A 26,304-nucleotide genomic window follows, 5' to 3' on the forward strand; every position below is an offset into this window, starting at 1 on the left:
CGGCCCGCTGTCCGTCGCCGTGGTGCCGCAGCGGATCACGCCAGGGTGACCCGCATGCCGCCCTCGGCCAGGACTTCGAGGATCAGGCCGAACAGGTCGTAGGGCACGCCGTCCGGAGCCAGGGCCTGGGACAGGTACGCGCGGGCGGTCCCGGCGTCCCGCCAGAGCAGCGTCGCGGGCGCGGTGTAGCCGAAGGTGCCGCCCAGACAGTCGTCGAGGGCGGCGAGACAGCCGCCGAAGTAGCCGCCCGGCCCGTTCACCGCCTCGCCGAGCGCCAGGTAGAGGCCCGGTTCGTCGGTGACGTACCGGCCGTCGAGTTCGTACGCGTGCCCGGCCGGCCGGTCACCGGGGGCACGGTAGGCGGTCCGCTCCCGGACGAGGTCGTGCCAGGCCCAGCGGTGCCGGGTTCCGAGGTCCGCCCAGGCAGCCATGGTGTCGGGCGGCCCGGCGAACCACCGCTCCCAGATAGGCCGGACGTGCTCGGGAACGGGCCTGAAGAGCGCGCCGTCGAGCTCCAGATCGATCAGATCCGTCCCGTACGACGAGGGGTGCCACGCACCGACCCTGGCCCAGAGCAGGCGTTCGGTGAGCGGCTCGCCCCGGTCGTCCCGTATCTCCAGGGCGGCCTGCTCCAGGTCCAGTGCCTGCCGGGTGCCCTTCGCCAGCGCGGCCCGCAGCAGATCCCCCGCGGCGAGACCCCGCAGGACGAGCGGGGGCGCGGGCCGCTCGCGCGGCAGGACACGGGCGAACTCCCGGCAGGAGCCCAGCCATCGGTGTCCGTCGTGCACACGGACGCGGCCCCTGTGTCCCTCGGGCGGGCCCTCGTGGTCGTCGAGGCCGGTGAGCACGAGACCGTCCGCCCCGGGGGTCTGCCCAGGGCTCTCCGCGTCCTCCAGCAGCCAGGGGCCGAGCGACTCGACGTCCGGCACCAGCCAGACGCGGTGGCCGAACCAGCCGCCGGCCTCCGCTCGTGGAACCCAGCCGAACAGCTCGTAGGTCCCGCGCCGGGGTTCTCCGAACAGCCCTTCGGCCTCGGGGGACACGCCCCAGGCATGCCCGTGCTCCGTCTCGGTGAGCGTGTACCGGGGTCGCCCGCGGCGGGCACCTTCCTCATGTTCCTCATGCACGCGGGGAATCATGCCGGGAGCAGGCCCGGACGGCGAAGTGATTTCCCCCCGAGCCGGCCCCGCCACGCCCGACACGACTCGGCCCGATCCGGATGCGGGACCCGAGGCCCGGCCGGGTGCGGGGCGCTGTCACGCGCCTCCCGCACCCGCCCGTGGCCGGTCCGTCCGGTCGTCAGTCCTGCGCGGCCTCTTGCGCGTTGCCGCGCCGCATCCCGAGCCCGGCCAGCAGAGCGCCCGCGACACAGAGGACCGCGGTGACGATCACGGCGGAGTGCACACCGTTCATGAAGGCGTTGCCGCTGCCCTCGACGACGGCGGCCCTCAGCTGGGCCGGCATGTCGGCCGACACGGGCGAGACACCCATGGACACGGCGTCCTTGGCCTCCGCGAAGCCCGCCGCCGCGTCCGCCGGGACCCCGGCCGAGGTCAGCTCACCGGTCAGGGTGGAGCCCACCTTGCCGCTGATCAGGGAGACCAGCACGGACGTGCCGAGCGCGCCGCCGATCTGCAGCGAGGTGGCCTGAAGACCGCCCGCGACGCCACCGTCCTTCCGGGGCGCGTTGCCGACGATGGCGTCGGACGACGCGGACATCACCATGCCGACGCCCAGCCCGATGGCGAGGAACGGCGGCCACAGCGCGGCGTACGCGGAACCGGCGTCCCACGTCAGCATCCAGAGGGAGGCCGCGGCCTGGAGCAGCATGCCGATGGGCATGGTGAGCCGCGGGCCGAAGCGCTGGGTCAGCGCGGCGCCGAGCGGCGAGGCGACCACCGTGGCCAGGCTGAGCGGCAGGGTGCGGACGCCGGCCTCGACGGGCGTGAAGCCGCGCACGTTCTGCAGGTACAGCATCAGGAAGAAGATGACGCCGAGCAGGACGAAGAAGTTGATCGCGGTGACGGCGGTGCCGATGGTCAGCGACCGGTTGCGGAAGAGGCGCATCGGCAGCAACGGGTGCTCCTGGCGCGTCTCGTACCAGCAGAACACGGCCAGCAGGACCAGGCCCGCGGCCATCGACCCCAGCGTTCCGCCCGAGGTCCAGCCCCAGGTCTCGCCCTTGACCACACCGAAGACCAGGGCCACCAGGCCGACCGCCAGCAGGATCACGCCGGGCACGTCGAAACGGTGGTGGCCGGTGGAGTCCTTGCTCTTGGGAAGCACGAGCAGGCTGATGACGAGCGCGACGACGCCGATGGGGGCGTTGATGTAGAAGACCGACTCCCAGTTGACGTGCTCGATGAGCAGGCCGCCGACGATCGGTCCGAGCGCGGTGGAGCAGGACGCCACCATGGCCCACAGGCCCACGGCCATGCCGAACTTCTGCGGCGGGAAGACCGCGCGCAGCAGGCCGAGGGTGTTGGGGATCAGCAGGGCGGCGAAGAGCCCTTGCGCCGCGCGGAAGGCGATCACGCCTTCGATCGAGCCGGAGAGGCCGATCGCCACCGAGGCCAGGGTGAAGCCCACGGCGCCGGCCATGTAGACCGTGTGCCGCCCGAACCGGTCCCCGAGCTTGCCGCCCAGGATCAGCAGGGCGGCCATGGCGATCAGATAGGCGTTGGTGACCCACTGGAGGTCGGCGGTGGACGCGTCGAGGTCCCGGCCGATCTCCGGGTTGGCGATGGCGACGACGGAGCCGTCGAGGTTGACCATGAACAGACCGATGGCGACGGCGATCAGTGTCAGCCACGGGTTGGTGCGCCGGCTCTTGACCGGGATGCCGGCCGGAGGGCCTGCGGGCATGGAGGACTTGTCCACGGTGGTGGAGGACATGGAAATGCCTTGTCTGTGTTCGTACTTCGGGATGCCGGGCAGTCGGGCCCGGCGGACGGCGGTACGTCCGCACGTGTGCGGCGGGGATCGCCCGCGGCTGCGGAAACCGGTACGGGCCAGGGGCCCGGGTGCCTCATCGGGCCGGGCGCCTGGCCGGAAACGGGTGGTGTCAGCCGGCGGGGGAGTGGAGACGCCGGGTCAATGACGTCAGCGCGCCCAGAGCAGCACCGAGGGCGTCGAGATCGCCGTCGGTGAGGGTGATCAGCGCGCGTGCCAGGTGCGCTTCCTTGAGCTCCCGCGCCTCGGCGAGGCGCTCCCGCGCCACCGGCGTCGGGTGCAGATGGGCGATCCGCTTGTCGGCCGCGTCCTGCCTGCGCTCCAGAAGGCCGAGCTCGGTGAGCTGCGAGACGAGGGCGCTGACGTTGTTCGGCTTCATCAGCAGGGCTTCCGCCGACTCGCGGACGGTGATCCCCTCACGCTCCTCGACGAGGAACAGCAGCGCGAGCTGGCCGTCGGGCAGCCGGGGGTGCGGGAAATCCTGCGCGATCCGCCGCTCAAGAGCCCGTTGCAGCCCAGGCAGGAACGCCACGAGCGCGGAGGCTACGTGGTCGACGTCCTGGGAGGGCAGACGGGAGGCGGGCACGCGGCGAGTATAGGTACTACTGCATAGCTATGTCAACATACCTAAATATGTGGAGGGCCCGATGCCCATCGGGCAGCTCGGCGACGCCCTCGGCCTGGATGCCTCGACGCCTGGTCGACGGAGGAGGTCGCCGCCTTCGCCGCGTTCCTCCGGCGTTTCAACACCGACGTCGAGCGCCTCGACGGACGGCCCTGGCCGCGCCCCTGAGACGTGGTGTGAAGCACAGCTGCGGCGGCGCTTAAGAAATCCTCGATGGACCTGGAGCCCGTGGTGCGGGAGATTTCTCCGTGACGGCGGAAGGCGGCGCCAGGCATCGGTCCATGGGACGGGCCACCGCGTGACGCGCCCTCGCACCCCCGCCGTACCCCCAGTCGCCCCGGGCCGCAGGCCGTGATCCGGCATGCCCGGGACCGGGGTGTCCACCACGTACCAGGTACAGGGAGCCGCAGCCGTGAAGGCACTCGTGAAGCACAAGGCCGAGCCGGGACTGTGGCTGATGGACGTGCCCGAGCCGGAGACCGGACCCGGGGACGTGCTGATCAAGGTCCTGCGCACCGGGATCTGCGGCACCGACCTGCACATCCGCGACTACGACGGCTGGGCGCAGCAGGCCGTGCGCACCCCGCTCGTGCTGGGCCACGAGTTCGTCGGCAAGGTCGCCGGGATCGGCGCGGACGTCGTCGACATCACGATCGGCGACCTGGTCAGCGGCGAGGGCCACCTGGTCTGCGGGAAGTGCCGCAACTGTCTCGCCGGGCGCAGGCACCTCTGCCGCTCCACCCTCGGACTCGGGGTCGGCAGGGACGGGGCGTTCGCCGAGTACCTCGCGCTGCCCGCGTCCAACGTCTGGGTGCACCGGGACAAGGTCGACCTCGACGTGGCCGCGATCTTCGACCCCTTCGGCAACGCCGTGCACACCGCGCTGTCGTTCCCCCTGGTCGGCGAGGACGTGCTGATCACCGGCGCGGGCCCGATCGGCATCATGGCCGCCGCGGTGGCCCGCCACGCGGGCGCCCGCAACGTCGTCATCACCGACGTCAGCGAGGCCCGGCTCGAACTGGCCCGGAAGGTCGGCGTGAACCTCGCCCTGAACGTCGGCGAGCAGACCATCGCCGACGGACAGAGCCTCCTCGGGCTGCGCGAGGGCTTCGACATCGGCCTGGAGATGTCCGGACGCCCCGAGGCCATGCGGGACATGATCGCGAACATGACGCACGGCGGCCGGATCGCGATGCTCGGACTGCCGTCCGCGGAGTTCCCCGTCGACTGGTCCCGCGTCGTCACCTCGATGCTCACCATCAAGGGCATCTACGGCCGCGAGATGTACGAGACCTGGTACGCCATGTCCGTGCTCCTGGAGGGCGGGCTCGATCTCGCCCCGGTCATCACCGGCCGCTACGGCTACCGCGACTTCGAAGCCGCCTTCGACGACGCCGCGAGCGGACTCGGCGGCAAGGTCCTGCTCGACTGGGCCGCCTGAGACTTCTCGTACGCACCCGTAACCACCTGGGAGACACCCGACATGTTCGACTCCGTACGCGACGACCTGCGCGCCACCCTCGACGAGATCCGCGACGCCGGACTCCAGAAGCCCGAACGCGTCATCGGCACCCCGCAGTCCGCGACCGTCGCCGTCACCTCCGGGGGCCGCGCGGGCGAGGTGCTCAACTTCTGCGCGAACAACTACCTGGGCCTCGCCGACCACCCCGAGGTCGTCGCCGCCGCCCACGAGGCGCTGGAGCGCTGGGGCTACGGACTGGCGTCCGTACGCTTCATCTGCGGCACCCAGGAGGTCCACAAGGAGCTGGAGCAGCGGCTCTCGGCCTTCCTCGGCCAGGAGGACACGATCCTCTACTCCTCCTGCTTCGACGCCAACGGCGGAGTCTTCGAGACCCTCCTCGGCCCCGAGGACGCGGTGATCTCCGACGCCCTCAACCACGCCTCCATCATCGACGGCATCCGCCTCTCCAAGGCGAAGCGCTTCCGCTACGCCAACCGCGACATGGCCGACCTGGAGCAGCAGCTCAAGGAGGCCTCCGGGGCCAGGCGCCGCCTCGTCGTCACCGACGGCGTGTTCTCCATGGACGGTTACGTCGCCCCGCTGGCCGAGATCTGCGACCTCGCCGACCGCTACGGCGCCATGGTCATGGTCGACGACTCGCACGCCGTCGGCTTCGTCGGCACCGGCGGCCGGGGCACCCCCGAACTGCACGGCGTCATGGACCGCGTCGACATCATCACCGGAACGCTCGGCAAGGCGCTGGGCGGGGCGTCCGGCGGTTACGTCGCCGCGCGGGCCGAGATCGTCGCGCTCCTGCGCCAGCGCTCGCGCCCGTACCTCTTCTCCAACTCGCTCGCCCCGGTCATCGCCGCCGCCTCCCTCAAGGTCATCGACCTGCTGGAGTCCGCGGGCGACCTGCGCGAGCGGCTCAACGCCAACACCGCGCTCTTCCGTTCCCGGATGACCGAGGAGGGCTTCGACATCCTGCCCGGCGACCACGCCATCGCCCCCGTCATGATCGGGGACGCGGCGAAGGCAGGCCGGATGGCGGAACTCCTCCTCGAGCGCGGTGTGTACGTCATCGGGTTCTCGTACCCCGTCGTCCCGCAGGGCGCCGCGCGCATCCGCGTCCAGCTCTCCGCGGCGCACTCCACGGCGGACGTGAACCGCGCCGTGGACGCGTTCGTCGACGCGCGGACCGCGCTGGAGGCGTGAGAGCCGCCCGCGACCAGGGACAATGAGCGCATGATCGATGTACGGCGGCTGCGTGTCCTCCGTGCGGTGGCCGACCACCGCACGGTGACCGCTGCCGCCGCCGCGCTGTATCTCACGCCCTCCGCGGTCTCCCAGCAGCTCGCCGCCCTGGAACAGGAGACCGGCCACCGGCTGGTCGAGCGCGGGGCGCGGGGCACCCGGCTGACCCCGGCCGGCGAGATCCTGCTGACCCACACCAACGAGGTCCTCGCCCAGCTGGAGCGGGCCGAGGCGGAGCTCGCGGACTACAGCGAGGGCGTCGCGGGCACGGTCACCGTCGCCGCGTTCGCCACGGGCATCGGCCTGGTCCTGGCCCCCGCGATCGCCGAGCTCACCCGCACCGCGCCCGGCATCCGGGTCCGGGTGCAGGACGCCGAGGGCGACGCGAGCGTGCCGATGGTGCTGGACCGCCTGGTCGACATGGCCGTCGCCGTCGAATACCGGGGAGCGCCCGGTGACGACGACCGGCGGCTGACCCGGCTGCCGCTGTACTCCGAGCCCTTCGACGCGGTGCTGCCCGCCGGTCACCGCCTCGCCGGCCGGGAGCAGGTCGCCGTCGCCGACCTCGCCGAGGACACCTGGATCGGACCCTACCCCGGCAATCCCTGCCACGACGTGGTGGTCCTGGCCTGCGAGTACGCCGGATTCGAACCCCGGCTGGAGCACTCGTCCGACGACTTCCACGCCGTGGTCGCCCTCGCGGGGGCCGGCGCCGGGGTGGCGCTGGTGCCCCGCTCGGCGCTGCGCGGCACGGAGCCCGGCCGCGTCGTCGTACGCCCGGTGGAGGGCGCCGCCCCGACCCGGCGGGTCTTCGCCGCCGTCCGCCGCGGCGCCGAGGGGCACCCGCTGATCAGGCCCGTCCTGGACGCGCTGGCCGCCGCGGCCGGACCGGTCTGACGGCCCCGGTCCGGCGGGCCGGGGGTCAGGCGGGCTGGAGCAGGTCCCAGCGGTTGCCGTAGAGGTCCTCGAACACCGCGACCGAGCCGTACGTCTCGTGTCTCGGCTCCTCCAGGAAGCGGACCCCGGCGGCCAGCATGCGGGCGTGGTCGCCCCGGAAGTCCTCCGTGTGCAGGAAGAAGCCGACCCGGCCGCCGGTCTGCGCCCCCACGCTCGCGAGCTGCTCCTCGTCCTTGGCGCGGGCCAGCAGCAGCCCGGTGCCCGAGGTGCCAGGCGGCCGCACGACCACCCAGCGGGTGCCGTCGCCCCGGTCGGTGTCCTCGACCTGCTCGAAGCCCAGGGCGTCCGTGTAGAAGGAGAGGGCCTCGTCGTAGTCGCGGACGACCAGCGTGACCAGGGCGATGTGGGACATGGGGTTCCTCGTCGTCGCAGGGGCACATCAGTGGGGAAGCAGGTGGTGAGTTATACGTAACACTAACGCGCTCCCGGCCGTCCGGGGACAATGCCCGCCATGGACACGAGCGACCTCACCCCGCTGACCGACCGCGCGCGCGGCCTCGCCTCGGCGGGCGGCCGGCGCGTCCTCGGCATCGCGGGTCCACCCGGTGCGGGGAAGTCCACCCTGGCCGCCCGGATCGTCGAGGAGCTCGGAGAGCGCGCCGTCCTCGTCCCCATGGACGGCTTCCATCTGGCGGGGGCGGAGCTGGAGCGCCTCGGGCGGGCGGACCGGAAGGGCGCCCCCGACACCTTCGACGCCGCCGGATACGCCGCGCTGCTCCGGCGGCTGCGGGACGCGGGGGAGACCTGCCCGGTGTACGCGCCCGCCTTCGACCGGGCCCTGGAGGAGCCGGTCGCCGGGTCGGTGCGCGTGGACCGGGACACGCCGCTCGTCGTGACCGAGGGCAACTACCTGCTCCTGGACGAGGGCCCCTGGGCGCCGGTGCGCGGGCTGCTGGACGAGGTGTGGTTCCTGGACGCCGACCAGGAGACCAGGGTCGGCGGGCTCGTGGAGCGCCATGTGCGCTTCGGGAAGTCCCGGCCGTACGCCGAACGCTGGGTCGCCGAGTCCGACGAGCGCAACGCCCGGCTGGTCGAGCGCCACCGCGACCGTGCCGACCTCGTCGTACGGCGCCGCTGACCCGCGCCCGGCACGTGCGCGATCCCGCTCGCGTTCACGGGGGGCCTGCGGGCAGGATGCTGTGTGCCGTGTCGCCCCGCCAGGAGGACCCCATGCCCAGCACCGACCAGCCCGTGCCCTTCACCGCCGACGACTACCGGAACAGGATGACCAGGGCCGCCGAGTCGGCGGACGCCGCGGGCCTGTCAGGCGTCCTCGTGGCGCCGGGCCCCGACATGGTCCACCTCACCGGCTACAAGCCGACGGCGGACACCGAGCGCCTCACCCTGCTCGTCCTGCGCGCGGGCCACGACCCGGTGCTCGTCGTCCCCGCCCTGGAGGCGGCCGACGCCGAGCGCGCGGTGGGCGCCCCCGCCCTCACCCTGCGGGACTGGACCGACGCGGCCAACCCGTACACCCTGACCGCCGGACTCCTCGACGCCAAGGGCCGGTTCGGGATCAGCGACAACGCGTGGGCGCTGCACCTGCTGGCGCTGCACGCGCTGCTGCCCGACACCTCCTACGCCTCGCTCACCGAGGCCCTGCCGATGCTGCGCGCGGTCAAGGACGCGGCCGAGCTGGAGCGGCTCGCCGCTGCGGGGGCCGCCGCCGACGCGACGTACGAGCAGATCCTGAAGGTCCGCTTCGCGGGCCGCAGGGAGAGCGACGTGGCCGCCGATCTGGCGGCCCTGCTCACCCGGCACGGCCACTCCCAGGTCGACTTCACCGTCGTCGGCTCCGGGCCGAACGGCGCCAACCCGCACCACGAGGCGGGCGACCGCACCATCGAGCGGGGCGACATGGTGGTGCTCGACTTCGGAGGGCTGAAGCACGGCTACGGCTCCGACACCTCCCGTACGGTCCACGTCGGCGAACCCACCGCCGAGGAGCAGCGGGTCCACGACGTCGTACGGGAGGCGCAGGAGGCGGGCTGCCTCGCCGTGCGGCCGGGGGCCGCCTGCCAGGACGTCGACCGGGCCGCCCGCGCCGTCATCACCGAATTCGGTTACGGCGAACGGTTCATCCACCGCACCGGCCACGGCATCGGCGTCACCACCCATGAACCGCCCTACATGATCGAGGGCGAGGAGCAGCGGCTCGTGCCCGGGATGTGCTTCTCCGTGGAACCGGGCATCTATCTCCCCGGCCGCTTCGGCGTGCGTATCGAGGACATCGTCACCGTCACCGAGGACGGGGGCAGGCGGCTGAACACGACGGCGCGCGAGCTGGCGATCGTGGAGTAGCCGACCGCGCGCACCCGTGCCGCGCGCCCGGACGGACGGACGCGCGGACGCGGTGGGGTCAGGACGCGGGCAGCGCGGTCAGCTTCTCGTCGTGCAGGGCGAAGACGCGCTTGCCCTCCGCGGCGACGTACCACGCGCCCAGCGCGCCCGACTTGTCGTTGTAGGTCCAGCGGCGGGCGCCGGTCCTCGCGTCGAAGGCGTGGACGCCGCCGTGCTCGTCGAGGTCGGTGGCGCCGAACAGCGTGCCGCCGGACTTCGCGAACTGCCAGGCTGCCGCCGCCTGCTCATCGGTGGGGACCGGCCTGTGCCAGATCTCCTTGCCCGTCGCCGGGTCCACCGCCCACTGCGCGTGGCTGCTGTCCGACACGTACAGCACGCCCTCCAGCACCGCGGGCGGCTGGAAGTTCGTGAACTCCTCCGTGCGCAGCGTCCAGCGCTCGGCACCGTCTGCCAGTGCGAACGCCCTGAGGTCGCGGCCCTGGGAGACGATGACGAGGTCCTCGTGCACGGCGAACCTGTCGTAGTTCGTCTTTCCGAGCTTCTGGGTCCACACCTGCTTGCCGGTCGTGGTGTCACGGACCGTCAGGTTCTTCCGGAAGTCGGTGTAGACGAGCGTCTTCCCCCGCACGCTCGCGCTGATGCCGTTCTCCTCCGTCCCGGTGTCCCGCTGCTCCCGCCACAGGACCTTGCCGCTCGTGCTGTCGATCGCGGCGATCACATTGGTCTTCGTGCGGACGCCGTCCTCGATGATCGTCGCGACCATGTACACCGCCGTGTCGTCCACGGCGACGGGCCTGGGGTGGGCGAACCCGTTGCCCAGCCGGCTGCGCCAGACCTCCTGGCCGGTGGCGGGATCGAGAGCGACGATGTTGCCGTCGTACTGGCCGCTCGCCAGATACAGCCGTCCCTTGCCGACGAGCAGAGGGGCGCCCGGCACCGTCACGCCCTCCCGCGACCAGCGCTTCTTCCCGGAGGCCGCGTCCCAGCCCACCAGCGGATCGCCGATGGCTATGACGACGCCGTCCACCACCACGAGCGCGTCGTCGCCTCCGTAGGCCTTCGCGGTGGTCGTGACCTGCCACAGCGGCGCGGGCGCCTGCCCGTCGGCCGGAGCGGACGAACCACCGCCGGCGGCGGGCTTCTTGTCCTCGCTCCGGGTGGCGCCGCCTTCCGATTCGTCGCAGCCCACGGTTCCGGCGCCCAGGAGTGCCAGCCCGGCGCCGCCCGCCGCGGCCCTCAGCAGGCGCCGTCGCGACGTACTGCCCGGCATCACGTTCCGTGCTGGATTCATCAAAGCCCCCATGGCTGCGTTCGTCAGGAACTCGCGGCCCGCGGCGGGCTCCGAGCAGGGTGCAGCCTAGGACGGATCGAGGACGGGCCGTGCCTTTGCGCGTTGCACCGGTACACATCTGTGAAGTGAACGGCACACGGGCGGTACAGCGACGGAACGCGGGGCTCAGTCGTCGGCGAGCACCACGCAGGACTCCGGCGGCAGGTGCAGCAGCCCGTCGGCGCCCGGCGCCTGGGCGGGCTCCCAGGCGGCCAGCACCCGGCCCCCGCCCTTGCGGTGCCGGCCGGCGCCCAGCGGGATGGCCGCGGGCTTCCCGGACAAATTGACCGCGACGCGCAGGTCGCCCCTGCGGTACGCGATCCAGCCGGCGTCCTGGTCGTACGCCGTCCTCACGGAGGCGAGGTCCGGATCGGAGAGGTCCGGCAGGGTGCGGCGCAGGGTGATCAGCTCGCGGTACCAGGACCGCAGCCGGGCGTGCGGCTCGCGCTCCGGCTCGCTCCAGTCGAGGCAGGAGCGGGCCCGGGTCGCCGGGTCCTGCGGATCGGGGATGTCCTCCTCCGCCCAGCCGTGCTCCCCGAACTCCCGCCGCCTGCCCTCGCGTACGGCGCGGGCGAGCTCCGGGTCGGTGTGGTCGGTGAAGAACTGCCACGGGGTTCGGGCGCCCCACTCCTCGCCCATGAACAGCATCGGGGTGAAGGGCCCGGTGAGCACGAGCGCCGCGGCGCACGCCTGGAGCCCGGGACTCAGCGAGGCGGCCAGCCGGTCCCCGAGGGCGCGGTTGCCGATCTGGTCGTGCGTCTGGGCGTAGCCGACGAAGCGGTGCGCGGGCGCCCGGGTGACGTCCACGGGGCGCCCGTGCGTCCGGCCCCGGAAGCTGGAGTACGTGCCGTTGTGGAAGAACGCGCTGGTGACGGTCTTGGCGAGGGCGGCGAGCGGGGCGGTCGCGAAGTCGGCGTAATAGCCCTGGGACTCGCCGGTGAGCGCGGTGTGCAGGGCGTGGTGGAAGTCGTCGTTCCACTGGGCGTGCAGACCGATGCCCCCCTCCGTGCGGGGCGTGGTCGTCCGCGGATCACAGAGGTCGGACTCCGCGATCAGGCCGAGCGGTCTGCCGAGCTCGGAGGCGAGCGCGTCGACGGCGGTGGAGAGCTCCTCCAGGAACGTCAGCGCCCGGCCGTCGGCCAGCGCGTGCACGGCGTCCAGGCGCAGGCCGTCCAGCCGGTAGTCCCGCAGCCAGGCCAGCGCACTGCCCAGCAGATACGCCCGCACCTCGTCCGAGCCGGGAGCGTCGAGGTTGACGGCCGAGCCCCAGGGGGTGTGGTGGGTGTCCGTGAAGTACGGGCCGAAGGCGGGCAGGTAGTTGCCGGAGGGACCCAGGTGGTTGTGGACCACGTCCAGGACGACCGCGAGCCCCAGACCGTGCGCCGTGTCGACAAAGCGCTTCAGTCCGTCCGGGCCTCCGTACGGCTCGTGCACCGCCCAGAGCGACACCCCTTCGTACCCCCACCCGTGGGTTCCCGGGAACGGGCAGACGGGCATCAGCTCCACATGGGTGATGCCGAGGTCCACGAGGCCGCCGAGCCGCTCGGCCGCGGCGTCGAAGGTCCCCTCCTCCGTGAACGTGCCGATGTGCAGCTCGTAGAGGACCGCGCCCGGCAGCCCGAGCCCCGCCCAGGAGGCGGTGTCCCAGGTGTACGCCGCATGGTCGACGACCGCGCTCGCGCCGTCCGGCCCGTCCGGCTGCCGGCGGGAGCGCGGATCGGGCAGGACGGGTCCGCCGTCGAGCGAGAAGCCGTAGCGGTCACCCCCCGCCGCCTCCGCCTCGGCCGTCCACCAGCCGGCCCGCAGCGGGTCACGGTCCATCGGACTCCGCCCGTCCCGCACGCACAGCGCGACAGAACCGGCGGCCGGGGCCCACACCTCGAACTGCATTCACCACTCCTCGTCCATGGACCGGAAGCCTCACCCGGAGGCCCCCATGATCGGCGGAAGTCGCACACACGGCCCCGGGACACTGGAGCGAGTCCGTAACTGGCGATTAGGGTCTGGTCCTGATCATTGCCCTGCCGGGTTCTGCTCATACGTAGTGCACCCGGGCAGTACCACCGAGGTTCCTTCCACGGCTGCTGGAGGCCGAGATGACCGTGCCGACGTTCCCACCCGGTTTCCTGTGGGGAGCCTCCGCCTCCGCCTTCCAGACGGAAGGGGCCTTCGACGCCGACGGCAAGGGGCTCTCCGGCTGGGACGCCTTCGCCGCACAGCCCGGCCGGATCAAGGACGGCACCGACACCACCCGGGGCACCGGCTTCCACGAGCACTACCGCGAGGACGTCGCCCTGCTCGCCGGACTCGGAGCCGACGCCTTCCGCTTCTCCATCAGCTGGCCCCGCGTCGTCCCCGGCGGCAGCGGCTCGCTCAACCCGGCGGGGCTGGACTTCTACGACCGCCTCGTCGACGAGCTCTGCGCCCACGGCATCACCCCCGCGCCGACCCTCTACCACTGGGACACCCCGCTCCCGCTCGACGAGGCGGGCGGCTGGCTCAACCGGGACACCGCCTACCGCTTCGCGGAGTACGCGGGCATCGTCGCCGAACGCCTCGCCGACCGGGTGCCGATGTGGATCACCATCAACGAACCGGCCGAGGTGACGATGCTCGGCTACGCCCTCGGCGAGCACGCCCCCGGCCGCACCCTCCTCTTCGACGCCCTGCCCGCCGCCCACCACCAGCTGCTCGCCCACGGACTGGCCGTACGGGCGCTGCGCGCGGCGGGCGCGGGCAACGTAGGCATCGCGCTCTCCCACAGCCCCGTCTGGACGGCGGGGGACTCCGACGAGGACCGCGCCGGCGCCGAGCTCTACGACACCCTGACCAACTGGCTCTTCGCCGACCCGGTGCTCACCGGCCGCTATCCCGACGAGGGCTTCGCCGCGCTGATGCCGGGCGCGGTCGAGGACGACCTCAAGACCATCTCCACGCCCCTCGACTGGTACGGCGTCAACTACTACAACCCGACCCTCGTCGGGGCGCCCAGGCCCGGAGCCCTCGACTCCTTCTCCGGCTACGCGATGCCCGCCGGACTCCCCTTCGGCATACGGGAGATCGAGGGGTACGACACCACCGACTTCGGCTGGCCCGTCGTGCCCGAAGGGCTCGGCGAGACGCTCGGCCAGCTCCGGGACCGCTTCGGCGACCGGCTGCCGCCCGTCTACATCACCGAGAACGGCTGCGCGGTCGACGAGCCCGTCGCCGACGGCCGGCGCATCGCCTTCCTCGAAGGGCATCTGGAGGCGCTGCGCAAGGCCATCGACGAGGGCGTCGACGTACGGGGCTACTTCACCTGGTCACTGACCGACAACGTCGAGTGGACCGAGGGCGCGAGCAAGCGCTTCGGCCTCGTCCACATCGACTACGAGACGCTGCGCCGCACCCCCAAGGAGTCCTACGGCTGGTACCGCGACGTCATCAGGGCGCAGCGCGTCACACCAGGTGAACGCGCTCCTGGGTGATGCGGTGGCCCGCCCGGGCGAACGCGGCGGCCATCGGCACATTGCCCCGGTCCGTCGCGCCCGCGACGGACGTGGCGCCCTCGGCGGCCAGGAAACGGGTGCACTCCACCAGCAGGTCGTAGCCGTAACCGTGGCCGCGCGCCTCGGGGACGACCCCGATGAAGCCGATGCACGGGCCGCCCGGATTGCGCGCGGGTATGTGGATGCCCGCGAGCGCCCCGTCCGGGGTGTGGGCGAGCTGCCACCAGGAGCGCGGCGAGGGGCACCAGTTGAAGAAGTCCAGCTCCTCCCGGGCGGCCTGCTCCAGACCGCCCGGACCCTCGATGGTGCGCAGGGCGTGGGCGTCCAGCGTGACGGAGTGGACCCGGCGCAGCACGTCCAGGATCACGGCGTCGTCGGGCTCCTCGCGGAACTCCAGCCTGCCGGGCGGCTCGGGCAGCCCGTCCGCGGGCGTCCACTCGTAGCGGTAGCGCTCGACCAGCGGCTTCATCCCTGACGCCTCGGCCGCCGCGATCCGCGCCGAGGCGGCGGCCCGTACCCCAGGGGTCTCCCGCCAGCGCGGCGGCACGATCAGTTCGTACTCCACGGACCACGCGGCGCGGCGCAGCAGCTCGGCCGCGGTGTCCTCCTCGCCCTCGGCGAAGTCGAAGTAGTTGAGCAGGACGGGCTCGGTGTCCTCGGGCCCGCCCCACCAGGCGGCCCTGGCGACGACGACGCCGTCGCGCAGGGCGACCCAGGTCCAGTCGGGACGGTACTCACCGCCGTCGTCCACGGTGGCGTAGCGGTGGCCGAACGCGGCACGGCCCACGAGGAAGGGGCCCGGCAGGGCATGGAAGAGATGGGCGTCGCTCGGGGTGAGCGAACGGATGACCGTGACGGTCATGGGTGTGTCCTCCAGGACTCGGTGACAGGGAGCGCGCTCCCGGTCAGACCGAGTCCGACACCACCCCGGGGGCGGGGCGGGAGCGCGGGAACGACGGGGTACGCACGTGTTCTCGCCTCCTTCCGCCTCCGGGGCCGGTTCTCTCCGGGGAGAGTACGGACCCCGGAACCGGAGGTCCAGCGGTTTTACGTCCGGTCCCACACCATGTCGAAGGCCCGCTCGAAGTTCACATAACCGAGGCGCGCGAACGCCCTGGCCATCGGGACGTTGCCGAGGTCCGTCGCGGCCCGGATGTGGTCCATGCCCTCGGCGGCGAGCACCCGGGTGCCCTCGGCGAGGATGTCGTCGATATAGCCGTTGCCGCGGTGCGCGGGCAGCACCCCGATGTACGCGATCACCGGGTGGTAGTTGTTGCGGGCCGGGATGACGAAGCCGACGGGTTCGCCGCCGGGGAGCTCCGCGACGCGCCACCACTCCTGAGGCGTCTTCAGGAGCGCGAACTCCTCGTCGTAGTGCTTCTCCGCCGCCGCGCGCGTGCCGAGCCCCGACGCCAGGTCGGCCTGGCCGTGCGCGTCCAGGGTGCCCTCCATCACCGGGGTCATCAGCGCGACGAGGTCCTCGCGGTCCGTGACCTTCCGGAACACCAGCCGGCCGTTGTCCTCGGGGACCGGGGTGCCCGCCCTCCACTCCAGGCGGAGCCGCTCGACGAGCATCCGGGCGCCACTCGCCTCCATGACCCGTATCCGGGCCTCGACGGCGTCACGCACGGCAGGGTCCTCGCGCCAGTCCGGCGGGACGAACCGGCCGTACTCGGGGCGTGCGGTCCCGGACGGGAGGACCGCGGCCGTCGCCGTCTCCAGCAGGCGCAGACCGGCCTCACCACGCTCGGGCTCCGCGAGCGTGTCGTCCAGGTCGAAGAAGTCCAGCGCCTGGGGGCCGGTACCGGGCTGTCCCGTCCACCAGGACAGGCGGCCCACGACCCGGTCGCCGCGCAGCGCCACCCACATCCACCCGGGGATGCGCCGGCCGGTGGACAGGTCGTCGGCGAGCTCGTGGTCCAGGACATAGGAAAGACCGCAGAAGAGACCGAGTTCGTCCGCTCCGGTGAGCGGACGGATGGTCAGTTCCGATGGTGCAAGGGTCACAAAGTCTCCTCGTTCGTGTGCCGCGGCCGGTGGGCGGCGGCGTGCGACCATAGCAACCGTGCGACGGCCGCCGTACGGTATTTATCCGTTCCCGCGCAGGTCAGGACGGCCGGAATCGGGCATCGTCTGGACACCTCGGGCGTCTCGGCCCGACAATCAGTTCTGTGACGTCCCCCTTCGAGCACCACACGTATCCCGCGCGGCTCTCGGACGCCGAGCGCGACCGTGTTCTCGGTGTGCTCAGAGACGGCGCGGCGCAGGGGAAGCTCTCCCACGACACCTTCCTGCGGCGCATGGAACTCGCCCTCGCCGCACGCCGGTCCGACGAGCTGAAGGCCCTCACCAGCGATCTGGAGGCCGGCGGACGCTGGTCGCGCGGACTGTTCCGCGCGGTCGGCGGGGTCTCCGCCTTTCCGGCCCGGGTGCGCAGGGCCTGGCAGTCCGAGCGGCTGCCCCGGCTCCTGCTGCCGCTGCCCGGCCCGCACGCGCTGCGCATCGGCCGCGACCCCGGCAACGGCCTCCGGCTCAGCCACGAGACGGTGTCGCGGATGCACGCCGAACTGACCGCCGACGGCAGCCGGTGGATCCTCAGCGACCTCGGCTCGACGAACGGCACCTGCGTCAACGGCCAGCGGGTCGTCGGCTCGGTCGTGGTGCGCGAGGGAGACCAGGTGAGCTTCGGCCGGATGACCTTCCGGCTGACCACGTCCCTGCCGGTCCCGCCGGCCTGACCACCGCGCCCGCCTCCGCCCGGACGCGTACGGGGCCCGGTCCGCCGCGGACCGGGCCCCGCACACGTCAGGTCAGCCGGTCAGGGTGAACGCCTGGGCGGCGGAGCCGTCGCACGGCTGCTGCGAGAGCTTCGCCCCGTCGGCCCGGGAGGAGCCGTCCACGGTCAGGCACTTGCCGCTGTGGCGGGCGGTGAAGCGGTACTGTCCGCCGGTGCCGAGGGCCTCCGGCTTCCACTGCTGGTTGGTTCCGCCCACGTACGTCCACAGATGGACCCGGGTGCCGTCCGCGGTGGCCCCGGTACCGCCGTCGACGTCCCAGGCCTTGGAGTTGTGCCGGTTGACGACCTGGTAGTGGCCGTCGCTCGTGGGCCGGAACTGCCAGCTCTGGTTGGCGCCGGTCCCGCAGGCCCACTGCTGGAGCGCGGTGCCGTCGGAGGTGCCCCAGTCGGCCGCGTCCAGGCAGGCGCCGCTGTTGCCGTTCTTCACCCGGTACCAGGCGGCCGGGTCGATCGAGCCGGCGGGCGGCTCGGTGGTGGAACCGGTGCCGTCCCAGACGAACGTGGCGACCGCGCCGGCGGGCAGGGTGTAGGCGAGGGACCTGCCGTTGTCGGTCAGTGAGAAACTCCGCGACCCGGACGCGGTGTTGACGACATAGGCGGCGCGGCTGCCGTCCGGGTTCTCGAAGGCGACGTTCTGCACACCGCCGGCGCCCTGGCTGGTGGAGCCGATGCGGGTGGCCCCGCGCCCGACGAACTTGGAGAGGTGCCCGAGGACGTAGTACTCGGCGTTGCGGGTGACGTTGCCGCCGGTGATGTCGACGACGCCGTTGCAGCGGGTACCGCAACCGCCCTGGTGCGGCCCGCCGTTCCCGTCGAGGGCGAGGTTCCAGTTGACGACGGTCTCACCACCGTGGCGCATGTTCTGCACGACGAGGTTCTCGGCGTGCCACCGCAGCGTGTCGGCGAAGGTGGCGGACGGGTCGGCGCTCTCGGTGCCCGAGCACTCGGTGAAGAAGACGCGCTTGCCCGCGTCGACGACCTGCTGCTGGGCCGAGGGGGCTCCGCCGTAGCAGTGGAAGGCCGCGCCGATCACCCGGTCGATGCCCCGGGTGCCGGCGAAGACCTCGACCGGATAGTTCGGGTGGTCCCAGTTGTGGTCGTAGGCCAGCAGGTTGGTGGGGAGGCCGGCGGCGGTCAGCGTACGGTCGAGGACCTTGAGGAACTCCGCCTGCTGCCCCGACGTCATGGTCATCGAGGGGTAGCTCGCCGCGAACTCCGGCTCGTTCTGGGCGGTGAGGTCGGTCAGCGTGATGCCCTCCTGCCCGTACGCCCGGATCGCCTTGACCAGGTAGTCGGCGTAGTCCTGGTGGTTCTCCGTCTTCAGGCTGCCGCCGACGAGCGAGTTGTTGGTCTTCATCCACGCGGGCGCCGACCAGGGCGAGCCCATGAAGCGGATGCCGGGGCTGACGCCGAGGGCCTGCTTCAGGACCGGGATGATCTCGCTCCTGTCCCGGTTGACGGAGAACGCTCCGCGGGTGTCCTCGTAGCTGTGGAAGCCGCCGGCCGCGTTGAAGTCGGAGTCGCCCAGCGGCTGGCGCAGGTAGGTGAGGCCGATGCCGTCCCCGGCGGTGGAGAACAGCGATCTCATCAGGGCGTCGCGCCGGTCCTGCGGAAGGCCCTGGACGAGGTGGGCGGAGGCCCCGGTCACCGAGGCTCCGGCACCGGTGAACTTCTGGCTCCTGGCGGCGCCGTCGACGCGTATGTCGATGGCCTGGGGCGCGGCGGTGAAGGGGAGGCTGCCGTCGGCCGCCAGCTTCCTGCCGCCGTCCGGGGTGGTGATCCAGACCTGGGCCGTGGGTTCGGCGGCGCCGGCGGCGCCCGTGCCGGAGAGGCCGAAGCCGGCGACGGCCAGGGCCAGGGCGGCGCCCGCGGCTCCGGTCAGCCGTCTGCGGGCGGGACGGGGAGATGACATGTGCGGCTCCTTCGGTTCGTACCAGTGCGGGTGGTGCGGCCGGCTCCGAGCTCGCCGTGGTCGGTCAACTGGCGCGAGGAGTGGGGGAGTTCAATTGACGCCGACATGAAAACACACCCACTGAGTGGTTAGTAAGTGATGTGAGTCACATCCATGAAGAGGTGTGGAGGGACCGGCTGCCGTGCGGGTGGGCGGGACTAGGCTGCGTGGGTGAGCAACCCTTCAGCGGGTACACCCGCCCACAGAACCCGGCCCCGCACCCCGCGCAGCGCGGAGGCCAAGCAGCGACAGCAGCGCATCCTGCACATCGCCATGGACACCTTCGGAGCCCGCGGCTACAACAACGCCTCGCTCGCGGAGATCGCGGAGCAGGCGGGTCTGACCCAGGCGGGCGTCCTGCACTACTTCCGCTCCAAGGCGCTCCTGCTCACCAGCGTCCTGGAGCTGCGCGACCAGACGGACATCGAACAGCTGGGATCCGACCGGCCCCGCGGACTCGCCTTCCTGAGCCACCTGGTGGACACCGCGCTCCGCAACGCCGAACGGGAAGGCATCGTCCGGCTGTACGCCGTGCTGTCGGCCGAGTCCGTCACCGAGAGCCACCCCGCCCAGACCTACTTCCGTGACCGGTACAGCGGACTGCGCGCCTTCGTGGCCGACGCCCTGCGCGAGGCCTGCGACCTGCCCGCCGACCGCGCGGAGCAGGCCGAGACCGCGGCCAACGCCGTCATCGCGGTCATGGACGGCCTTCAGGTGCAGTGGCTGCTGGACCCCGAGGCCGTGGACATGGCGGCCTCCACCGACCTCGTGGTCAACGCGCTGCTGGCCACGCTCGCACCGGACCGCTTCGGACACGCCGGGAGCTGAACCGCCGTGCGGGGCTCACCCGCGCCCCGTCACCGCCCCGCGCCGGCCCGCACGAGCAGCGCCACCGGCCGGTCGGCGAACAGGGACGCCAGGCCCACCCGGGGCCCCGTGAACTCCCGTCCGGGCGCGAGGAGATCGGTCCACGGGCCGTCGTCGGGAAGATCCAGCCCGGTGTCGCGCCAGCCCCCCTCCTCGTCGAGCCGCAGCGCCAGCCGGGTCACCGCCGTGACCACCTCACCGGACCGGCAGAAGGCCACGCAGTGCGACGCCGCCGGGCCGCGCGCCGCCAGCGGGGCGTACGTCCCCGACTCGCCGAAGAGCTCCGGGCGCTCCCGGCGCAGGCGCAGCGCCGCCCTCGTGAGCGCGGCCTTCTCGTCCCCGTCGGCCGGGGGCCTGCTGAACGGCCGCCGGTTGTCCGGGTCGACCAGGGCGATGTACTCCCGCTCCGTGCCCTGGTACAGATCGGGCACGCCGGGCATGGTCAGATGCACCAGCGCGGCCCCCAGCACATTGGCCCGCACGAAGGGGGCGAGCGTGTCCGCGAACCGCGTCATCATCGCCCTGGCCTCGCCCGCGTCACTGCCGGGACCCGCCGCCACGAAGTCGGTCACCGCCCGCTCGTACACCGGGTCCGGCTCGGTCCAGCTGGTGAACAGGCCGGCCTCGCGCACGGACTTCAGCAGCGCCGGCTCCAGCCTGCCCGCCATCTCACCGGCGGGCAGGCTCGCACAGCCGTACGCCGACTGCCAGGCCTGCCAGGCCAGCTGGGGATCGGGCGCGGGCGCGGCCCCGGCCCTGGCCAGCCGTGCCACCAGGGCGGACCACTGCTCGGGGCACTCCGACAGGACCGCGATCCTGGCCCGTACGTCCCCGCTGCGCTTGGTGTCGTGCGTGGTCAGCACCGTCCCGGTGGCCGGCCAGTCCCGGGCGATACGGGCGCAGAAGGCGTGGAACTCCTCCGGGCTCACCGCCGGCTGCCCGGGGTCGCCCCCGACCTCCGTCGCCGAGATCAGCGGGACATAGCGGTAGAACGCCGTGTCCTCCACCGACTTGGCGTGCAGCGCGGACGCCGTCTGCGCGAACCGCGCGCAGAACGCCGCGTGCTCCGGCCCGTCCCCGAGCCGGCCCAGCGCCAGATCCCGCACCACGTCGACGGCCCGCGCCTCCTCGGCGACCGGGAAGACCGCCTTGGCGTCGCGCACCGCCTCGGCCGGGAGGGTGGACTCGGCGATCTCCGTGAGCGGACCGCCCGCCGTGACGTACGGCCGGTAGACCGGGACCCGTACGAGCAGCTCGCGCACCGCCGTGTGCAGTGCCCACGGCGCGTGGTCGTGCAGCGCCGGATCACCGGCGCACGCCTCGACCGCGAGACGCGTCAGCCACTCCGTCTCGGCGGCCAGCTCATGGGTGACCACCCGGTACGCCGCGCGCCGGACGGTCGCGGTCCAGTAGCCCCCGCGGTCCCCGGGCGGCCCCGCGAAGTCCCGGTAGCGGCCGAGCAGGTCCGCCGCGCCCATCGGGTCCGTGAACAGCCCGTCGATCCGGTGCAGCGCGTCGTAACCGGTGGTGCCCGCGACCGCCCAGCCCGCCGGAAGGGCCTCGGCGCCGGTGAGGATCTTCTCGACCACCGTCCACCGCCCGCCGGTGGCCTCGCCGAGCCGCCCGAGATAGGCGGCGGGGTCCGCCAGCCCGTCCGGGTGGTCGATGCGCAGCCCGTCGAGGACCCCGTCGCCGACCAGTTCGAGGATCTTGGCGTGGGTGGCGGTGAAGACCTCCGGATGCTCCACCCGGACGCCGATCAGATCGGAGATGGTGAAGAACCGGCGGTAGTTCAGCTCGGTCCTGGCCAGACGCCACCAGGCCAGACGGTAGTGCTGCGCGGCCAGCAGCTCGGGCAGGGGAAGGCCCGCCGTGCCCTCGCGCACCGGGAACTCCAGATCCCCGTAGCGGAGCACGGGCGTGCCGTCGTCCCTGGCCGCCACCTCGAAGCTGCCGCTCTCCTCGCCGACGCGCCCGCCGAGCACCGGCAGCAGCACCTTCCCGCCGCCGGCCGCCCAGTCGATGTCGAACCAACGGGCGTACGGGGACTCCGGACCCTCGCGCAGGACCTCCCACAGCGGCAGGTTGTGCCGGGGAGCGGCGGCCATGTGGTTCGGCACGATGTCCAGGATCAGCCCGAGGCCGTGCGCCCGTGCCGTGGCGGCCAGCTCCCGCAGCCCCTCCTCGCCGCCGAACTCGGCCCGCACCCGGGTGTGGTCGACGACGTCGTAACCGTGCCCCGAGCCGGGCACGGCCTCCAGGACGGGCGACAGATGCAGATGGGAGACGCCGAGCTCGGCGAGATACGGCACGGCGTCCGCGGCGGCGGCGAACGGGAAGCCCGGCTGCAGTTGCAGCCGGTACGTGGCGGTGGGCGTCATGGACTCGTACGTACCCAGCCGGGCGGCTCTCTCCCACCTTCTGCCCCGCCCGGTGCCCCCGGGAGGCCCTCCACCCCGCACCGGACACCCCAATGGCCTACGCCGGGCGCTTCAGCACCGTCAGACTGCGCCCCACCAGCGTCACCCGCTCGCCCGCCGACACCTTCGGGCCCGCGCCCGGCGGCACCCCGTCCGGGATCGCCGTGTCCACGACGACCTGCCACTGCTTGCCGTGGTTCGTCGGGACGGCGAATTCCAGCGTCTCGGCGCCCGCGTTGAACATGAGCAGGAACGAGTCGTCGGCGATCCGCTCACCGCGCGGCCCCGGCTCGGAGATGGCGTGGCCGTTGAGGAAGACCGTCATGGCCTTGGCGTGCGCGGCCTGCCAGTCCCGCTGGGTCATCTCCTCACCCCTGGGGGTGAACCACGCGATGTCGGACAGCTCGTCGTGCGTCCCCTCCACCGGGCGGCCGTGGAAGAAGCGCCTGCGCCGGAAGACCGGGTGGTCGCGACGGAGCCAGACCATCGCCCGGGTGAACTCCAGCAGGCTCGTGTCCGTGCGCGCGCCGTCCGCGTCGCCGTCCTCGCCGCGCGTGGCGGCGGCCGGGTCGGGCCAGTGGACCCAGGAGAGCTCGTTGTCCTGGCAGTAGCCGTTGTTGTTGCCCCGCTGGGTCCGCGCGAACTCGTCGCCGTGGCTCAGCATCGGCACGCCCTGGGAGAGCATCAGCGTGGCGATGAAGTTGCGCATCTGACGGCTGCGCAGCTCCAGGACCTCCTTGTCCTCGGTCTCACCCTCCACCCCGCAGTTCCACGAGCGGTTGTGGCTCTCGCCGTCGCGGTTGCCCTCGCCGTTGGCGTCGTTGCGCTTGTCGTTGTACGAGACGAGGTCGTGGAGCGTGAAGCCGTCGTGGCACGTGGTGAAGTTGATCGAGGCCAGCGGGCGCCTGCCGTCGTCCTGGTAGAGGTCGGAGGAGCCCGTGAGCCGGCCGGCGAACTCCGCCAGCGTCCGGGGCTCGCCCCGCCACAGGTCCCGCACCGTGTCCCGGTACTTGCCGTTCCACTCGGTCCACAGCGGCGGGAAGTTCCCCACCTGGTAGCCGCCCTCGCCCACGTCCCAGGGCTCGGCGATCAGCTTCACCTGGCTGACCACCGGGTCCTGCTGCACCAGGTCGAAGAAGGAGGACAGCCGGTCCACCTCGTGGAACTGGCGTGCGAGCGTGGCCGCGAGGTCGAAGCGGAAGCCGTCCACATGCATCTCGGTCACCCAGTACCGCAGGGAGTCCATGATCAGTTGCAGGACGTGCGGGGACCGCATCAGCAGGGAGTTCCCCGTGCCGGTGGTGTCCATGTAGTACTTCTGGTCGTCGGCCAGACGGTAGTACGAGGCGTTGTCCAGGCCCCGGAACGAGAGCGTCGGACCCAGGTGGTTGCCCTCCGCCGTGTGGTTGTAGACCACGTCGAGGATCACCTCGATCCCCGCCTGGTGGAGCGCCTTGACCGCCTGCTTGAACTCCAGCACCTGCTCACCGCGGTCGCCCCAGGAGGCGTACGCGTTGTGCGGGGCGAAGAAGCCGATGGTGTTGTAACCCCAGTAGTTGGCCAGGCCGGCGTCGGCCAGCCGGTGGTCCTGGACGAACTGGTGCACCGGCATCAGCTCGATCGCGGTGACGCCCAGCTCCGTCAGATGGGCGATGATCTCCGGGTGCGCCAGGCCGGCGTAGGTGCCGCGGAGCTCCTCGGGGAGGCCCGGGTGAAGCATCGTCAGGCCCTTCACATGGGCCTCGTAGATCACCGTGCGGTGGTAGTCCGTACGCGGCCGGCGGTCGTCGCCCCAGTCGAAGTACGGATTCACCACGACCGAGCTCATCATGTGCGGCGCCGAGTCGAGGTCGTTGCGCTCGTCCGGCTTGCCGAACGGATAGCCGTACACCGCCTCGCCCCACTGGATCTGCCCCGAGATCGCGCGTGCGTAGGGATCGAGGAGCAGCTTCGCCGAATTGCAGCGCTGTCCGCGCCCCGGCTCGTACGGACCGTGCACCCGGAAGCCGTAGCGCTGCCCCGGCATCACCCCGGGCAGATAGGCGTGCCGCACGAAGGCGTCGGTCTCACGGAGCTCCACCGCCGTTTCTGAACCGTCGTCGTGCAGCAGGCACAACTCGATTCGGTCGGCGGCCTCCGAGAAGACCGCGAAGTTGGTTCCTGCGCCGTCGTAGGTGGCGCCGAGGGGATACGCGTGTCCCGGCCAGACCTGCATAGATAGGACTCTTCCACTTCTGATCCGGGTGCTGGGGGTTTTCGCCCCGATACTCCCCGAAAGACGGTCCTGTGCCTAGGACGTCGCCCGGTGCGGCCGGGTCCCGTCGGGTGATCCCGCGGGGCCGGTCAACCTGGGACACGTCGGTGTCGCCCGGACAGGGGGCCCGGGCCGCCGGGCAGCTCCTCCGTCCGGTATGCGGCATGCGAGAGGGTGCGCAATCACTATGAACCATCTCACTCCACCCGATCTCACCGCAAGGAACGGGCCTTCACCATAGGGGAGTTGAGAAAGGAGCTCGCGCATCCGGCTGCACGCCTCCCGCTCCCGGAGTACCCTTCCTTGATCGTTGGTGGGGGATGGGAAGGCGGTACGCGGGTGAGCTCGGGAGGGTTCGAGCTGCCCCCAGGTGACGCAGGTCACGAGGGGGAGTCGACCGATGCCCCGCCGGGGGCGGTCTCCCTCGCGCAGCCCATGGAGATCGGCGCCGAGCTGGACTGGGGAGCGGACGCCTGGAACGAGGTGCGTACGCGCGCCCAGCGCGCCGGGCGCGCGTACATCTGGCTGAATCTGGTGGAACAGCGGCTGCGCGCCGTGGTCTCCGCCGTCATCCGGCCGATCTACGAGCCGGTGCACGGCGAGGACTGGGTGGTCGCCGCCGCGGGGCCCGCCGGGCAGGAGTGGGTGCAGCGCGCCGTCGCGGTCCGGGAGGTCTCGCGCCGCAAGGGCTATCTGCTCGACCCGGCCGACGACAACGTCCTGAGCTTCCTGACCCTGCCCCAGCTGCGCGAGCTGATGGTCCAGCACTGGCCGTGCTTCGAGCCGTACTTCGACGACCGCCGCGAGGTGGAGCTCGCGCTCGACGAGCTGGAGGTGGCGCGCAACGTCGTCTCCCGCAACCGCGCGCTCAACGAGGCGGTGCTCGCGCAGGCCGAGCGGGCGTCCGCCCGGCTCCTGGAGATCCTCGGCAGCGGCGCAGCGGTCCCGTCCGCCGACCGGCTGCCCGTGGACGCCGTCGAGGAGCTGGTCGGCGACCGCTACGCCGACGTCGTCTCCGTCCACCCCGACCGGGTGCGGCTCCAGCGGCAGCTGCCCGCCGAGGACCTGTTCGGCGGGGCGCGCCGGCTGGACGCGATCGGCATAGGGCTCAACCTCCTCACACAGAACTTCTCCGGGCGCCGGCTGGTGCGCCTCGCCGAGTCGGGCTGCCGGGTGCGGCTGCTGTTCATCAACCCGGCGAGCAGCGCGGTCAAGCGCAGGGAGCGCGAACTGGGCCTCAAGAAGGGCGAACTGAGCCGGTCCGTGGAGATGAACATCCTCCATATGCGCCGGGTGCGCTCCAAGCTCCGCGACCCGGGCGCCTTCCAGATCCACGTCTTCGACGAGACGCCGCGTTTCACGGCCTATCTGGTGGACGGCGACGGGCCCGACGCCGTGGGGGTCGTCCAGCCCTATCTGCGGCGCGCACGCGGCATGGAGGCGCCCGTGCTGGTGCTGCGCGGCGGCGGGCGCTCGGTGGTCAGGGCGGGACAGGACAGCGAGCACGGACTCTTCGAGACGTACCGCGAGGAGTTCGAGTCGGTGTGGACGGACTCCAGGCCCGTCTCCTGACACCCCTTCCCGGGTTGTCAGTGGTGCGTGCGAAGGTGGTCATCACTTGGGGGAAGGCACCACAGGAGGAGGTA

The 26,304-nt window shown here is 72.2% G+C and carries 20 protein-coding genes and 1 pseudogene; 10 read left to right on the forward strand and 11 right to left on the reverse strand.

The features are described 5' to 3' along the window. Window positions 1-35 precede the first annotated feature (35 nt). From ACWCQM_RS14450 to ACWCQM_RS14460, 3 genes are all read right to left on the reverse strand, one after another. Window positions 36-1,139, reverse strand: coding sequence for a barstar family protein (locus ACWCQM_RS14450; RefSeq protein WP_450915617.1), 1,104 nt, complete (start codon window positions 1,137-1,139; stop codon window positions 36-38). 160 nt (window positions 1,140-1,299) lie between these two features. Next, a complete protein-coding gene (locus ACWCQM_RS14455; protein WP_450915618.1) occupies window positions 1,300-2,895 on the reverse strand; it encodes a DHA2 family efflux MFS transporter permease subunit in 1,596 nt (531 codons plus the stop codon). Between the two features lie 169 nt (window positions 2,896-3,064). Next, window positions 3,065-3,538, reverse strand: a complete 474-nt coding sequence (locus ACWCQM_RS14460; RefSeq protein ID WP_450915619.1) for a MarR family winged helix-turn-helix transcriptional regulator — start codon at window positions 3,536-3,538, stop codon at window positions 3,065-3,067. Between the two features lie 111 nt (window positions 3,539-3,649). Between ACWCQM_RS14460 and ACWCQM_RS14465 the strand changes: the two are divergent. The 4 genes and pseudogenes from ACWCQM_RS14465 to ACWCQM_RS14480 all read left to right on the forward strand — a co-directional run. Continuing rightward, a pseudogene (locus tag ACWCQM_RS14465) lies at window positions 3,650-3,745 on the forward strand (MarR family transcriptional regulator); the annotation flags it as partial. Between the two features lie 244 nt (window positions 3,746-3,989). Beyond that, window positions 3,990-5,018 (forward strand): L-threonine 3-dehydrogenase, encoded by a 1,029-nt coding sequence (tdh, locus tag ACWCQM_RS14470; protein ID WP_450915620.1) that lies wholly within the window; start codon window positions 3,990-3,992, stop codon window positions 5,016-5,018. A 42-nt stretch (window positions 5,019-5,060) separates the two neighbouring features. Next, on the forward strand, window positions 5,061-6,254 hold the full coding sequence (locus tag ACWCQM_RS14475) for a glycine C-acetyltransferase (RefSeq protein WP_450915621.1): 1,194 nt from the start codon (window positions 5,061-5,063) through the stop codon (window positions 6,252-6,254). Between the two features lie 30 nt (window positions 6,255-6,284). Further along, window positions 6,285-7,190, forward strand: coding sequence for a LysR family transcriptional regulator (locus tag ACWCQM_RS14480; protein WP_450915622.1), 906 nt, complete (start codon window positions 6,285-6,287; stop codon window positions 7,188-7,190). Window positions 7,191-7,215: 25 nt separating this feature from the next. Here ACWCQM_RS14480 and ACWCQM_RS14485 read toward each other — a convergent pair whose 3' ends face one another. After that, window positions 7,216-7,602 (reverse strand): VOC family protein, encoded by a 387-nt coding sequence (locus ACWCQM_RS14485; protein WP_450915623.1) that lies wholly within the window; start codon window positions 7,600-7,602, stop codon window positions 7,216-7,218. Window positions 7,603-7,701: 99 nt separating this feature from the next. Between ACWCQM_RS14485 and ACWCQM_RS14490 the strand changes: the two genes are divergently transcribed. Next, window positions 7,702-8,328: a nucleoside/nucleotide kinase family protein gene (locus tag ACWCQM_RS14490; RefSeq protein ID WP_450915624.1), complete on the forward strand. Its 627-nt coding sequence runs from the start codon at window positions 7,702-7,704 to the stop codon at window positions 8,326-8,328. A 92-nt stretch (window positions 8,329-8,420) separates the two neighbouring features. After that, on the forward strand, window positions 8,421-9,551 hold the full coding sequence (locus ACWCQM_RS14495) for a M24 family metallopeptidase (RefSeq protein WP_450915625.1): 1,131 nt from the start codon (window positions 8,421-8,423) through the stop codon (window positions 9,549-9,551). 58 nt (window positions 9,552-9,609) lie between these two features. On the opposite strand, the gene ACWCQM_RS14500 is transcribed toward ACWCQM_RS14495, so the two are convergent. Together ACWCQM_RS14500 and treZ are read right to left on the reverse strand one after the other, a co-directional pair. Then, on the reverse strand, window positions 9,610-10,842 hold the full coding sequence (locus ACWCQM_RS14500) for an outer membrane protein assembly factor BamB family protein (protein ID WP_450915626.1): 1,233 nt from the start codon (window positions 10,840-10,842) through the stop codon (window positions 9,610-9,612). Between the two features lie 165 nt (window positions 10,843-11,007). Beyond that, window positions 11,008-12,771, reverse strand: coding sequence for a malto-oligosyltrehalose trehalohydrolase (gene treZ / locus ACWCQM_RS14505; protein ID WP_450915627.1), 1,764 nt, complete (start codon window positions 12,769-12,771; stop codon window positions 11,008-11,010). Between the two features lie 206 nt (window positions 12,772-12,977). Between treZ and ACWCQM_RS14510 the strand changes: the two genes are divergently transcribed. Continuing rightward, window positions 12,978-14,348 carry a GH1 family beta-glucosidase gene (locus tag ACWCQM_RS14510; RefSeq protein WP_450915628.1) on the forward strand — a complete coding sequence of 457 codons (1,371 nt, stop codon included), beginning with the start codon at window positions 12,978-12,980 and terminating at the stop codon, window positions 14,346-14,348. On the opposite strand, the gene ACWCQM_RS14515 is transcribed toward ACWCQM_RS14510, so the two are convergent. Continuing rightward, window positions 14,320-15,231: a GNAT family N-acetyltransferase gene (locus ACWCQM_RS14515; RefSeq protein WP_450915629.1), complete on the reverse strand. Its 912-nt coding sequence runs from the start codon at window positions 15,229-15,231 to the stop codon at window positions 14,320-14,322. The two genes, ACWCQM_RS14510 and ACWCQM_RS14515, sit on opposite strands and share 29 nt — an antisense overlap. Before the next feature lie 185 nt (window positions 15,232-15,416). After that, on the reverse strand, window positions 15,417-16,376 hold the full coding sequence (locus ACWCQM_RS14520) for a GNAT family N-acetyltransferase (RefSeq protein ID WP_450915630.1): 960 nt from the start codon (window positions 16,374-16,376) through the stop codon (window positions 15,417-15,419). A 164-nt stretch (window positions 16,377-16,540) separates the two neighbouring features. Here ACWCQM_RS14520 and ACWCQM_RS14525 point away from each other — a divergent pair, with 164 nt between their 5' ends. Beyond that, on the forward strand, window positions 16,541-17,107 hold the full coding sequence (locus ACWCQM_RS14525) for a DUF1707 and FHA domain-containing protein (RefSeq protein WP_450915631.1): 567 nt from the start codon (window positions 16,541-16,543) through the stop codon (window positions 17,105-17,107). A 72-nt stretch (window positions 17,108-17,179) separates the two neighbouring features. On the opposite strand, the gene ACWCQM_RS14530 is transcribed toward ACWCQM_RS14525, so the two are convergent. Continuing rightward, a complete protein-coding gene (locus tag ACWCQM_RS14530; RefSeq protein ID WP_450915632.1) occupies window positions 17,180-19,078 on the reverse strand; it encodes an RICIN domain-containing protein in 1,899 nt (632 codons plus the stop codon). A gap of 210 nt (window positions 19,079-19,288) precedes the next feature. Between ACWCQM_RS14530 and ACWCQM_RS14535 the strand changes: the two genes are divergently transcribed. Then, complete coding sequence (locus ACWCQM_RS14535) at window positions 19,289-19,945, forward strand: TetR/AcrR family transcriptional regulator (protein WP_450915633.1); 657 nt, start codon at window positions 19,289-19,291, stop codon at window positions 19,943-19,945. 29 nt (window positions 19,946-19,974) lie between these two features. On the opposite strand, the gene treY is transcribed toward ACWCQM_RS14535, so the two are convergent. Then, window positions 19,975-22,365 carry a malto-oligosyltrehalose synthase gene (gene treY, locus ACWCQM_RS14540; RefSeq protein ID WP_450915634.1) on the reverse strand — a complete coding sequence of 797 codons (2,391 nt, stop codon included), beginning with the start codon at window positions 22,363-22,365 and terminating at the stop codon, window positions 19,975-19,977. Between the two features lie 97 nt (window positions 22,366-22,462). Further along, entirely contained in the window at window positions 22,463-24,619 is a 2,157-nt protein-coding gene (gene glgX / locus ACWCQM_RS14545; protein ID WP_450915635.1) for a glycogen debranching protein GlgX, read from the reverse strand. A 378-nt stretch (window positions 24,620-24,997) separates the two neighbouring features. Between glgX and ACWCQM_RS14550 the strand changes: the two genes are divergently transcribed. Further along, window positions 24,998-26,230, forward strand: coding sequence for an SAV2148 family HEPN domain-containing protein (locus ACWCQM_RS14550; protein WP_267080469.1), 1,233 nt, complete (start codon window positions 24,998-25,000; stop codon window positions 26,228-26,230). Window positions 26,231-26,304 lie beyond the last annotated feature (74 nt).

Source organism: Streptomyces sp. NPDC002125 (genome assembly GCF_053593715.1).

Excerpts from the sequence above, each read along its gene's own strand:
- ACWCQM_RS14450 (WP_450915617.1), bottom strand. The coding sequence starts at position 1,139 with ATGATTCCCCGCGTGCATGAGGAACATGAGGAAGGTGCCCGCCGCGGG.
- ACWCQM_RS14455 (WP_450915618.1), bottom strand. The coding sequence starts at position 2,895 with ATGTCCTCCACCACCGTGGACAAGTCCTCCATGCCCGCAGGCCCTCCG.
- ACWCQM_RS14475 (WP_450915621.1), top strand. The coding sequence starts at position 5,061 with ATGTTCGACTCCGTACGCGACGACCTGCGCGCCACCCTCGACGAGATC.
- ACWCQM_RS14480 (WP_450915622.1), top strand. The coding sequence starts at position 6,285 with ATGATCGATGTACGGCGGCTGCGTGTCCTCCGTGCGGTGGCCGACCAC.
- ACWCQM_RS14485 (WP_450915623.1), bottom strand. The coding sequence starts at position 7,602 with ATGTCCCACATCGCCCTGGTCACGCTGGTCGTCCGCGACTACGACGAG.
- ACWCQM_RS14490 (WP_450915624.1), top strand. The coding sequence starts at position 7,702 with ATGGACACGAGCGACCTCACCCCGCTGACCGACCGCGCGCGCGGCCTC.
- ACWCQM_RS14495 (WP_450915625.1), top strand. The coding sequence starts at position 8,421 with ATGCCCAGCACCGACCAGCCCGTGCCCTTCACCGCCGACGACTACCGG.
- ACWCQM_RS14500 (WP_450915626.1), bottom strand. The coding sequence starts at position 10,842 with ATGAATCCAGCACGGAACGTGATGCCGGGCAGTACGTCGCGACGGCGC.
- treZ (WP_450915627.1), bottom strand. The coding sequence starts at position 12,771 with ATGCAGTTCGAGGTGTGGGCCCCGGCCGCCGGTTCTGTCGCGCTGTGC.
- ACWCQM_RS14510 (WP_450915628.1), top strand. The coding sequence starts at position 12,978 with ATGACCGTGCCGACGTTCCCACCCGGTTTCCTGTGGGGAGCCTCCGCC.
- ACWCQM_RS14515 (WP_450915629.1), bottom strand. The coding sequence starts at position 15,231 with ATGACCGTCACGGTCATCCGTTCGCTCACCCCGAGCGACGCCCATCTC.
- ACWCQM_RS14530 (WP_450915632.1), bottom strand. The coding sequence starts at position 19,078 with ATGTCATCTCCCCGTCCCGCCCGCAGACGGCTGACCGGAGCCGCGGGC.
- treY (WP_450915634.1), bottom strand. The coding sequence starts at position 22,365 with ATGACGCCCACCGCCACGTACCGGCTGCAACTGCAGCCGGGCTTCCCG.
- glgX (WP_450915635.1), bottom strand. The coding sequence starts at position 24,619 with ATGCAGGTCTGGCCGGGACACGCGTATCCCCTCGGCGCCACCTACGAC.